At 36.7% G+C, this 12,349-nt stretch carries 7 protein-coding genes; 2 read left to right on the top strand and 5 right to left on the bottom strand.

The window, feature by feature from the left end; translation table 11 throughout:
• Nucleotides 1-226: 226 nt before the first annotated feature.
• The gene (locus NZ848_RS20805) at nt 227-2,134 is read right to left on the bottom strand and encodes a hypothetical protein (RefSeq protein WP_259017120.1); all 1,908 of its coding nucleotides are present in this window, start codon (nt 2,132-2,134) and stop codon (nt 227-229) included.
• Between the two features lie 299 nt (nt 2,135-2,433).
• Here NZ848_RS20805 and NZ848_RS20800 point away from each other — a divergent pair, with 299 nt between their 5' ends.
• On the top strand, nt 2,434-4,446 hold the full coding sequence (locus tag NZ848_RS20800; protein ID WP_259017119.1) for a M13 family metallopeptidase: 2,013 nt from the start codon (nt 2,434-2,436) through the stop codon (nt 4,444-4,446).
• Between the two features lie 940 nt (nt 4,447-5,386).
• Here NZ848_RS20800 and NZ848_RS20795 read toward each other — a convergent pair.
• The 4 genes from NZ848_RS20795 to NZ848_RS20780 form a co-directional block, all read right to left on the bottom strand.
• Nucleotides 5,387-7,060 carry an AIPR family protein gene (locus NZ848_RS20795; protein ID WP_259017118.1) on the bottom strand — a complete coding sequence of 558 codons (1,674 nt, stop codon included), beginning with the start codon at nt 7,058-7,060 and terminating at the stop codon, nt 5,387-5,389.
• 241 nt (nt 7,061-7,301) lie between these two features.
• Nucleotides 7,302-8,252 (bottom strand): hypothetical protein, encoded by a 951-nt coding sequence (locus NZ848_RS20790; protein ID WP_259017117.1) that lies wholly within the window; start codon nt 8,250-8,252, stop codon nt 7,302-7,304.
• 194 nt (nt 8,253-8,446) lie between these two features.
• Nucleotides 8,447-10,450 (bottom strand): M1 family metallopeptidase, encoded by a 2,004-nt coding sequence (locus tag NZ848_RS20785; protein ID WP_259017116.1) that lies wholly within the window; start codon nt 10,448-10,450, stop codon nt 8,447-8,449.
• A gap of 89 nt (nt 10,451-10,539) precedes the next feature.
• Nucleotides 10,540-11,553, bottom strand: coding sequence for a LacI family DNA-binding transcriptional regulator (locus NZ848_RS20780; protein ID WP_259017115.1), 1,014 nt, complete (start codon nt 11,551-11,553; stop codon nt 10,540-10,542).
• A 311-nt stretch (nt 11,554-11,864) separates the two neighbouring features.
• On the opposite strand from NZ848_RS20780, the gene NZ848_RS20775 reads away from it, so the two are divergent.
• Nucleotides 11,865-12,227 carry a DUF4180 domain-containing protein gene (locus NZ848_RS20775; protein ID WP_259017114.1) on the top strand — a complete coding sequence of 121 codons (363 nt, stop codon included), beginning with the start codon at nt 11,865-11,867 and terminating at the stop codon, nt 12,225-12,227.
• Nucleotides 12,228-12,349 lie beyond the last annotated feature (122 nt).

The raw sequence follows: 12,349 nt of genomic DNA, 5'->3' as shown, positions 1-12,349 counted from the left end.
TTGGATTTTGTTAAAATCTACTTGATATGTTTGCTTATAATCTTCTATGACCATAAGCAATCTCATAAAATATTTATTTATGGGAACCAAAGAGAGTCCTGTCCTTATGGTGATTACTTAATATACAAGTAAGTAGTGCAGTTTCGTGTTTTGTCTATTCCTCAAATATATTCAAAGTAGAACGGAAAGACTTGTTTTTTAAAAAATCCTCCCCGAAAAATGAACATCATAATTCAACAATATTGCAATTATCTAAATTATGAGGCAGAGTAAAGATACTTAACACTTCAATAGGAAAATAAGTATAAAGATAATTCAAGTGCCAATTTATATATATTGTAATTATTTTTTTAGTTTGTTCATCATCAACTTGTTTCAAATAATCAGTCCAGACGTAAAATGAATTTAATATTATGTCAGCTATATCTATTTTGCTTTTACTAATATTATCTCCTTTTTTTATAGTTGAAAAATGTAGTCCCCAAAAAATATATATATCTTCATTATCAGTATCTTTCGTATGAAAAAAAGCATTGTGTAAAGCATTTAAAATAGTAGTAATAAATATATTATCATAGAATGTCTCAGCAATTTTTTTTGCTATATTATTATTAATAGACCACAAAGTTCCTATATACCCAGATGCTCCTGACTGCAGAAATGAGTTCGCAATATCTGAAGAAGACCAACATGTATTATTAAATATAAGAGGAAATGTAGACTGAGCGGAAATAAAATTGAAATTCGCTTGATAATTAAAATCAAAACATTTTATAGCACTAGAGTTCTCTATAATTGATTTTTCTTTTCCTGTTCGATTTTGATTATTCTTCTTAAATAATTCTTCAATCATGTCTATAAAAACGTAATGAGGATAATTTTGATTTTCTAATTCTTTACTTTTCCATTTAAAGCTATTAAACTTTCGCCAATGCAATATTCTAGTTACTGGCACCAATTCTTCACTTTTGTCTGGAGCAAAACTCATAACTTCATCATATTCAACTATGTGTTTAATGCCTTTACTATCAATAAACTCTTCACAAAATGAAAAACCACCAACTTCCCCACCATGACTACAAATGTGCAATACCTCATATGGGAAATGTTTTATGTGGTGTTCTACATTGAAGGCAGTCGCATCTTCTCCAACCAGTTCGGCAACGTAATAATCGTTTTGTTTAAATTTATCTATGATGAATTTAGTCTCTTCATCTTTCCCAAATTCTAATGGTGAAAAGACTAAAGAAGAAAAGATGCTTGGAGATTTTTCTTTTAATAGGTTTATAAGGATAAAGAAATCCGGTGATAATGAGGTATTAACATGAGTAAATGGAATTTCATTTTTTAGAATTAATGAGTATGGAATTCCAAAAGTAAAGAAAGTTGCAAAATTGTATTTTTTAAAATTTATTTCTTCAATAAAAGGATAAACTTTTGCAGATAAGTCAAGTAAAAATTGATTCTTTTTTTCTGCTTCCCATTGCCTAATTAAATCTCTAATTTCGGTTATTTCTATTTTTGGCATATCTATTAACTTGATATCTAAATTAAAAGATACAGCATAATTTATTGCAATTACAGTTGAAGCATCATTTCTGTTCTCTATTACAACTAGTCCATCAGAGTTCTCTTCATTTTTTTGAAAGTCATTTGATTGATAATCTATTTTTAATAATAGATTATTCCTAGATGCATATATTAATCCATTATATATGTCATTTTCATTACATTTTAAATAGCCCTTTTTTTTTATTAATGGACTTAGATGAAAATCTACGTCAGAAGTATTGTTTATTTCTATAACATTATATTCTTCTAAGAAAGTAAGGTAACTTTTTTGGTTTTCATTTAAACCTCCAAGAATTATAGTGCCTATTTTATCTAGTGATTTTAAGCTTTGATTAACTTTGATATTAAACTCTTTAGCTCTATCGATAGTAATAAAATTTTCTTTTATCAAATCTTTAACAATCTCATTTTTTGAAATTGGGACATCGAAATACTCAAATAAAAGCGTATGTTCATTTTCTTTACTTATGTAGGAAGAAATTAATGCAGCTAAAATTGGATTTTTTGCATTTGCAATACACAAAAACTCATTGTTGAAGTCAGGGATATGAATTTTATTCATATAAACTAAATTAAAGAAAATAATATATTCAGCAAAATTGTCAATCAATTGGTAACGAATTAATTCAAAATTCTAATTGCAATATGCATATAATTTTCAATAAGTTGTAAATTGTTTTATTTTCGAAATAAGAGAAACTCCTAATATTCTTAAATCGAATAAGTCTAAATTATTCATTAATAGCGCTTAAGATTCTTTTATCCAATAAACCACACTTTCGCATCTTTGCTTGGCTTGCAAAAACATTTTTCGTACTTTCCCAACATAAAACATCTTTATTCAACATCCTGAAATAAAACATGAAAAAACGCTTCTCTTTATCTTTAGTCCTTGTGGTGGCTTTGGGGTATTTACAGCCCTCGCTGGCACAGAAAGTACATATTACCGACATTGATCCTTCCGTAAAACCCGGCGACGATTTCTTTATGTATGTCAACGGTAAATGGTATAACTCCGTTGAGATTCCGTCTACCCAATCGGGGGTGGGGTCTTATTCATTCCTCAATTTCCCGCAGCGCATCCGTATGCAGGGCATTCTCGACAGTGTTTCTGCGGCCAAAAATCCGGCGGGAAGTATCGAACAGAAAGTAGCAGATTTTTATGCTTCGGGTATTGACGTTGCCACTATCAACAAGCGCGGCTATGAACCCGTAAAACCTATGCTGAAACGCATTGACGGCATAAAAGATGTGGCTGCACTGATGAAATTTGTAGTTGACCAGCAAAAGTATAACAACTATTCTATTATCGGGTTCCGCGTTGGGCCGGACATCAAAAATAGCGCCATCAACATCGTTAATTTAGCGCAAACCGGTATCGGCTTGCCCGAAAGAGATTATTATTTCAGAACCGATTCTTCAACCATTGGTATCCAGAAGGCTTATACGGCCTACCTTACTACGTTGTTCACGCTATCGGGCACCGAGGCATCGGCTGCTGCTAAAATGGCAAGTGCCGTGTATGGTATTGAGAAAGAACTGGCGGCATCGCACAAAACCAATATTGAGCGCAGAAACGTGCAGGCCAATTACAACAAGCTGGCTGTGGCAGATATCGCCAAGAAACAACCAAACATTGGCTGGGCGACTTATTTTAGCGGCTTAGGTGTGAAAATAGACTCATTGAATGTGCAGCAACCTGTCTACTATGACCGCCTGAATGCCTTACTGACGTCTGTGACAATAGGCGACTGGAAGGCTTACCTGAAAGCCAGAACATTGACGGCCTATGCCGATTTTCTAAGTGAGCCTTTCTCAAAGGCTTCTTTTGAGTATTCAAAGAAATTGTCAGGACAAGCTACCCAAAAACCTCGCGGAGAAGAGATTACAGAGGCTGTCGACCGGTCGCTTGGGCATGGGCTGGCACAATTGTATGTGAAAAAGTATTTTCCGGAAGAAGCCAAAAAACGTATGCGTGTGTTGGTAGATAACCTGAAAACAGCTTTTGAAAACCGCATTACCCAACTGGACTGGATGAGCGATTCTACTAAAGCCAAGGCTAAAGAAAAGCTATATGCATTTAGTGAAAAAATCGGGTATCCGGATAAATGGAGGGACTACTCTGCCGTGAAAATCAATCGTGGCACGTACTTTGAAAACCGTCTGGCTACCAGTCAGAACGATTTCAATTACTCAATAGCCAAAGTGGGCAAACCCGTTGACCGTACCGAATGGGGCACTACTCCACCAACCGTTACAGCCTATAACAACCCTCCGCTGAATGAAATTGTGTTCCCTGCCGGTATTCTGCAACCTCCTTATTTTGATTTGAATGCTGATGATGCCCTTAATTACGGTGGCATAGGCATGGTGATTGGTCATGAGATTACACACTCATTTGATGATCAGGGAGCGCAATTTGACAAAGTAGGTAATGTGAAAAACTGGTGGAAGGCCGATGATTTCAAGAAGTTTAAAGCCAGAACCCAGCAGGTAATAGACCAGTATAATCAATATACTGTATTGGATTCGGTGCATGTAAAAGGCGCCCTGACAGTAGGTGAAAACACGGCAGACATTGCCGGAATAGCCATTGCCTTTGATGCCTTTAAACTCACCGAGCAATACAAGCGTGGTGAAAAAATAGACGGGTTTACGCCTGAGCAGCGATTCTTTATTTCTATTGCCAGAATATGGCGTGTAAAAACCAAAGACGCCTATATGCGTACTTACGTAAACACCAACCCGCACTCACCTGCCAAATGGCGCGTGAACGGCCCATTGATGAACTTTACACCTTTCTATAAAGCATTTAACGTACAACCCGGCGACAAAATGTACAAACCCGAAAGCGAACGGATTACTGTTTGGTAGGGGATGGTAAGAGAATAAAAAGACCGTAACTGCGCTGGTGGTTACGGTCTTTTTTGGTTTTTAAGGGATAAATTAGATAGTTTATTATAACGAAGAATTTAATAAAAGAAATATTTCTAATTAGGGTAGTGAAATAAGGTGTCTAATCTTTTTTATGCGATTAACTAACTGAAAGTATTATGAATTGCCTATATATACTATTTACCCACTCTCTTCTGAAATTGATAGTTATTCTCCATGAAGCTAAAATAGTTAATATAACTATAAGTATTGAAACTATCAAAAAGAGGAAAGGGTAAGTATTGAATTTTAAGTAAAAATTATAAACCCCTAGAATGATTGGGATAGGTAAAGTAGAGGCAAATGTTGATAAGTTACTAGAACGATTAATAAAACTATTGCTTAGATCATTGCTTTTAATTTTCACATAATTTAAACATAGATATGTAATAAGCGGATCTTGAGAAATAATTGACTTATCAACATGTTTTAAATTGAATTTTTCCTGAATTTGTTTTAAGAGTTCATTTTTTACATCTATGCTAAGGAAAGAATCGTCAATAGTTCTAAGTCCTTTATGTATTTTTTTGATAAGCCAATTAAATAATATAATTTGAATCTGAGAAATTAGAAAACCTATTAGGAAAGAAAAAATTATTCCAATAAATATTAAAGTAGAATTTTTTGAAATAATATCCTCATTTATTTGAACTTTGTTTGGGTTTAAATAGCTTAAGATGTTTAAACCAAAGTAGCAAATTAGAATTCCAGGTATTACATAAATTATAAAGTATTTAAAGAAGGTATTTTGTCAAGCATAATACAATGTTATAGTTTGAATTGATTGTTTCTTAAATATTAAGATTTATTTTGATTGATTATTTTACATTTAAGCTCTATAATTTAATATTTCTTTTCATTAGCGATTTGGCAATGTTTTTTACACCATTAGTGTTTTTAGGTGTCGACATTTTGTGTAGTTTCTAAGCGTGTAGACAATCATTGAATATGGATATTCAGTTTCAATTTTTTCTATTAACATTTTAATATATTTTTTAGCCATTTGAGGTAATATTTTATCAAAAAAAACATTAAAGTCCGCATAATTTTCTCCCCAAATTGAATTGTCCATTTTCTGAAAGATTATGTGAGAGACGAATGCGTTTCCATATCGGCAAATGCTCTTTTCTCTGCCTTCAGTTTTGGACGCCATTTTACTCATTTCTTCAGAAATATACCTATAGATTTTTGCAGCTTTGATTATTTTTTGAGCTGATACATTTTGATTAAATAAATCAGAATATGGTTGTTTGGTAACATCTTCCCAGAACTTACCTGATTCTTTCTTAACCATAGTGGAGTAATCAACATTATTAAAAAGAGACGCTAAGCTAAATGCGACTTCTTCCAATAAATAATTAGTTTCATTTGCTATTACCTTTTCATCAGTTCGTTTGTAGTGATAGTCTATATTTTCAAGCTTGAGTTCCATTTTAATACGAGCTTGTTCAGTATCAAGAGAAACAAAATCCTTTTTTTCTACTTTGTTCTGTGTATTAGTTGCAATGGTAATTCTTTGGCCAAATCCTTCTGGGCTTTCTTCTAAAGAAATAAATTTAACAAGTATCTTTACCTGACTGAGTTCAATTGGATTGCTAGAGTAAAGCGATCCAATTGAACCAAATGTTTGAGCACCATTAACTACAGATATCCCATTGCAAGTAAATGCTCCAATAGCTTTATCACTTCCACCTATAGGCTTCTTTTTTATGTTTTTGCAAAGAATCGTTATTCCATTATTAAAGTAGATAAAATTATCGGGTTCAGTTTTGATAGTTTTTATAATTTCGTTATTAGCGATTGATGTTCCTAAAAAGCTTCGAATATTTTCAGTAAATAATCTGCGTCCATACTTTTCCCATAGAATTCCTAAATCAGAACCTGTAATTTGTCCATAATAGGACTTATATGGAGCATCGATATGTCCCCAATTTGAAATCATAATATCTTCATTTATAGGAGTATTCCCTATACCAGTTTCTAATCCTTTATAAATTTTATCAATGTTAAAATCAGAAAAGAAAACAATTTCTTCGGAATCATTTTGTTCTTCTAATAAATCATTAATTGATGTCTTATTATGAGAAGATAACTCTTTCCCTGTATAAATAAACAATGTTTGAATTTTTACTGAAGCATCGTCCAATGCTTCCAAAATTTCATCTTGCTTTGCTTTTATTTTTAAGTTAAATCTATCGAAGTCACCATCAATTAGCTTTTTTACTCCCTTTGTAAATTTCTCTATATCACCATTATCAATTCCGCCTGTTCCGCTTACAATAAATTTAGATTGTATTAGCCAAAGATTTTTAGATGCTCTATCAAAATATATGGCATCAATGCCATTATCATCAAAGCCATCAGTAATTGATTTGCCAGCATCCTCAATACTTGCTCCTGATTCAATAGTTAATGCATATGCAGCTAATGCCCTAGAAAGGAAATATCTTTGTTGTTCTTCAGCGGGTTTATTTGCTATATCAGATAAGTCTATTTTATCTTTGAAAGTTTTGTCAAGATAATTCTTAATTCTATTTACAATTATTTTACTCATCGTTTAATTTTGCATTAAGTCAATTTCTAATTGTATTTGTAGTATAGGTGGTGATTATAATAAGAGAATAGGAGTTAATTATATGAAAATTAAATAAATCCAATTTTCTACAAATAATCAACAATAGTAAAGTTAATGAATGTAAAAAGAAAATAATCTTATTATCCGGCACCATCAAATTGCACAAAACAAAAACAGCCCCAAAACCAAAAGTCTCAGGGCTGCTTTAAAAGAAGAACATTTATTGATTTACATTTTGACTAAAGCCACCACCTAGTGCGTTATAAAACTCAATTGTTCTCTTAATAGCTTTTATTTGTTCTTGTGATATTATTTTAATGTCATAGTATTGTTTGCCTATAAGTTTCATTTTTGCAGATTTAGCATTTGCCAGAGCGTTTATCAATTCTTTATCTGAATCAGTAATACTTTCATCAAACCATTCCCAAATTTTCCCACCGTCTCCATTATCTGTTTCAGTTGATGTAGGGACATATTCAAAAGCATTACCATCGATAGAAAACTGAACTTTGCTTATAAAAAGCCAGTCATCAGCGTAATATTGCATTCGGAACCTTAAATTACCCGGAATCCCATCTTCCGTTTGAAAATATAAACAGATACCATTTCTGTTTGTAAATTGGGGGGCAGATTTAGGTTCATACCATGTAATTCCAGAGGTGGAAAATTCATCTTTTCTTTTTCTGAAAAAAGGTTGAAGCTCTTTAATTTTCATTGAATCAACTTTTGTCTTCTCTTCAGACTTTTCTGCATTTTCAGATACAGTTTTATCTGGTGTAGTGTCTAATACGCTTTTCCTTGAGAATATTTCTTTCTTTATTTCGTCTTTTCTTTTTTCTTTATTCAGAAACGCCATTTCTGATATATCTTCATCTGAGGCATTATATAATTTGAAATTTAAAGGTATTGAGTAAGTGACACCATATTCCTTTTTCATGTCCTCATCAACTTTTAAGGATATACAAAAGATTTTGTAAGCCTCTAGGTAAGCAGTTGAATCATTCTTTGCTTTTATTATGCGCGGTTCTTTTTCTTTAACTTCGTTTCCTCCAAGAACTCCCTCATCTCGGTACACTTCTACATACTTGTAAGATTTTTCGCATGACATCAGCAAAACCACCAACACAATAATTGAAAGTAGATTTTTAAGCATAGAATAGTTCGCGTTCATATATAAGTAAGCAATTTGAATTGGATATAAGATTTAGAATTTATAATAAATAACTTTCCAGATTCTCAATAATAATTACTGTTTTCAAATTAGCCAAAATAATCTTATTATCCGGCACCTTCAAATTGCACAAAACAAAAGCAGCCCCAAAACCAAAGTCTCAGGGCTGCATACAATAAGAATCAATATCAAAACTACTCCTTCGGCCAAACGTTGTCGGAGGCGGTTGAATCCGGGAAACGGCCGTGGGGGTCAAAGGTTATTTTTTTGATTTTGCGTTTGCCAAAATTCAGAACGGCATTGTATGTACGGTTACCGTTAAACCATACCGAGGCAGGCCAGGTAACTTCGGCAGTGGTGGCATCAATCATTTTTGCGTTAGGTAGGGTTTTAATGGCCGGGCCTTCGGTTTCAAACTCTACTTTCAGCACCACAGGAGACGGCATTTGCCCTGCCTGATGCACCGTAACGGTTGTTTTGCCATTGGCAGTTTTTACGTCTTGTATCGAGCTTTCAACGGTTTCGGTTGTCCATAGCCAATAGTACCAGAACCAATTCAAATCCTGTTTCAACTCATTGTTCATGAAGAAGATATAATCCCACGGAGACGGGTGCTTGTAGCTCCAGGTGGTAGTATATTTTTTCATGGCCTCCATTACGGCGGTGTCTCCCACAATGCCACCCAACATAGATAACATCAAAGGCGTTTTGCCATAAGTCTGGAAGCGGTATCCGCTGCCTGCATCGTTGGCGCTCCACATCAGAGGGGCTTCGCTTTCATCGCCCGTTACTCGGCCGTAGCTTTGTCCCAGTCCGTCCAGTTTATAAGGTCTTCCGGCCATGTCAGCATTAGATAGTATGTTCATATACTGGTTAAAGCCCTCGTCCATCCAGCCGTAGCGGGTCTCGTTGTTGCCCACCACCATTGGCCACCATTGGTGTCCGGTTTCGTGGTCAGCCGCACCCTGATTAGAATTAATAACCATCGGGTATTCCATTCCGGCACTTGGGCCATCCTGCAAAGTCATCTGCGGAAACGGATACGGCGCCCATAGTTTTGAGTAGAACTCCAGCGCATGGCGGGTAATCACACCGGCTTTTTCAAACAATTTAGCTCTTTCAGGCAGATAAACCATGTGAATCGGGATTGGCCCTTTGCCGGGTATGTTGGCGCGGGTGGCTCTCCATACAAAGTTTTCGGCAGTTGCCCAGGCAAAGTCATTCACCTTGTCGGCAGCAAAATGCCAGGTCAGTTTGTCGCCCGCTGCGGTTGCTTTTCCGGGGCCGGTTTCTGCCTCGCTCACAATGGTTACTTCATCGTTTGAGTTAAGCACCGTAGCCAGTCTTTGTCTGGCAGTTGGGGTCAGCACCTCGTTCGGGTTTTGTAGTACCCCTGTGCCGCTTACTATCCAGCCGCCGGGTACGGTTATGTACACATCATATTTGCCAAAATTATTATAGAACTCAGCAGGGCCGAGGTAAGGGCTGGTTTCCCATCCGCGCAGGTCATCATATTTGGCCAGACGAGGGAACCACTGCGTAGGTTGAAACAACTTGCTATCAAAACGCTGGGTCATGCGGTGGCCTAATCCCTGCGGCCCACCGGGCAGCTTGGTATGCCAGTCGATATCCAGCACAGCGGTGGCTCCGGCTTTTACCGGACTCGCAAGGGTGATAGTTGCTATGGTCTGCTTAAGGCCATACACCTGCAATTTACCGCTTGACATACTACCGCCACGCCCCATTGGTGGTGGAGGCGTCAGGTCTACGGTTTGCCCATCCACTTTCAGGCTGGTTACAATCATGCCTTCGGTTGTTTCAGCAGGTACTGATGCGCCCCGCTGAATTTCGGGACGGAAAAGGTTATGGTCAAGGCGAAGCACAATGGTTTTTAAATCATCCTTGCTGTTATTATGCACCGTAATTTTCTCAGAACCTGTAATGGTTTGCGTGGCAGGGTCCAGGCTTGCATGAATGGTAAAGTCGGTCTCCAGTTGCCAGTAATTGGGGCCGGGTTTACCTGAGAAATCACGGGTACCGGCAGCAAATGCCTTCCGGATTGAGTTAGTCATCGGGACACCCAATCTGATTGTCCGCTTAGAGGTTTCAGTGTTTGTGTAGACGGGAGGGGGCGTTTGTTGAGCTGATGCCACGGTTTGGGCTATCAGTAGTGTAATGAGGGTAATTCGGGCAATCATGATTAGTGAGGCTGTTAAGAGTTTGCTAATATAGATTGCTAATTTAGTAATATTTGGTGTAATGGCAACGGGTTGGCCGGTTTAGCGCCTCACCTTTTAAAAGAAGATGCCCTCACTTTCAATTCTACCGGAAAAACGATGGTCTTTGCCTCTATAGCGGTATCGGCAGGGGCATTGAGCATTTCCAGCAGGTGATTAATGATAGAAGAAGCAATTTGCTTGACAGGCTGGCTCACGGCTGTTATGGCGGGGGTAAGCACATCATACAGCAGGTGGTCATCAAAACTCACCAGCCCCAGTCGGGCATACTTGCCACCTAATTTATTGATGGCTTTCAGGCCGCCCAACGTAAGGAAATTGGTACTGAAAAATACTGAGTCCAACGCTTCATTGGCCAACAGAAACTGAGATATTTTATTGGTAATTTCTTCGTAATTAAGCTCATACGGCAGTTTGAGTAAATGCGGTTGTAAATCTACCGACTCAATAAATTGCAGGTACCCGTCAATGCGCTCTACCTGGCTGTATAAATCAAGGGTAATAAAACCAATGTTTCTGAAACCGTTTTCATATAAGTGTCTGGTAGCAGTATAAGCTCCGGTTTTATTATCAACTACGATATTAAAGGTGTTAATTTCCGGAAAGTGGCAGTTGTAGATAATCATGGGCTTGCCTTCTTTCTGCAGGTCTTCAATCACACTTTCAATGCCGGCAATGGGGGAGATGATAAAACCATCAACGTTGCGGTCGTGCAGTAGTTTAATAACCGATTTCATCTGGTTCAGTTCGTTGTTCGAACTGGCCACGATGAGTGTATATCCTGCTTTTAGCGCTATTTTTTCTATACCACTGGCTACTTCAGAGAAGAAGGGGTTGTCGATGTCGCCCACTATCATGCCTATGGTACGGCTTTTACCGGTACTCAGGCTGCGGCCTAAATGATTGGGTTGATAGCCAATTTCTTTAATATAGGTCTCGATTTTCTGGATAACCTCTTTGCTGATTCGTTTTTCCTGACCTTTGCCGTTCAGAACAAACGAGAGCGTTGTAACGGAGACCTGTAGCTCTTGTGCTACGTCGTAAATTGACTTTCTTTTTTTCAAGGGAGCAATGGAAATTATTCTCAAAAATAAAATAATTATCGGATATTTTCAGGTTTTTCGCCTTTTACCTGCTGCTTTTGATAAAGCAGGTTTACGTAATAGGTTCCGAAAACCGGAGGAGATGAATACAGGAATCATAACAAAGTTGAAACCCGATTTTTGATTGCTGAATCACTGTTTAAAGTTTTGAAGTATAATTTGTGGGTTTTAAACGCGCAAAGGAATATTTTTATACCCGGTTTTTACTTTTCGACCCTCTTTTTGCAGATGAATACCTGTCTTTGAGAAGCAATTTTTTATTAGTTTTTACCATGAATATAGAAATAAACCAGATTAACCACGTATCAGTAGCGGAGTTAAAAGCTGAAGGTGTTGTAATTAATAATGTGCAGGATGCCCTTGATGCATTGGCCAATGCCGGCTATGCAGGAGCCGATAAAATGATTTTACATGCAAAGAACATTACCCCTGATTTTTTTGATTTGAAGACAAAACTTGCAGGCGAAATACTACAGAAGTTTTCTAACTATAATATGCCGCTTGCAATAGTGGGCCACTACAGCCAGTACACAAGCAAAAGCCTGACAGATTTTATGTATGAAAGTAATAAAGGCGGAAGGGTAAATTTTGTGAGCAGTGTGGAAGAGGCAATAGAGAAACTGGTGAAGAAATAAAAAGAGGCTGTCCAAAAAGGGGCAGCTTCTTTTTTTAGTTTAGATCGAAAGGATTCGGGTTTTACTAAGCGGCGTAGCGATATTTTATCTGGTAAGATTCAAAAAGTACATAAATAGTCCTA

It is taken from the genome of Emticicia fluvialis (assembly GCF_024793945.1).
GTDB lineage: Bacteria > Bacteroidota > Bacteroidia > Cytophagales > Spirosomataceae > Emticicia > Emticicia fluvialis.
Note: the sequence above shows the minus strand (reverse complement) of the source record. Positions and strands in the feature narration are given on the sequence as shown.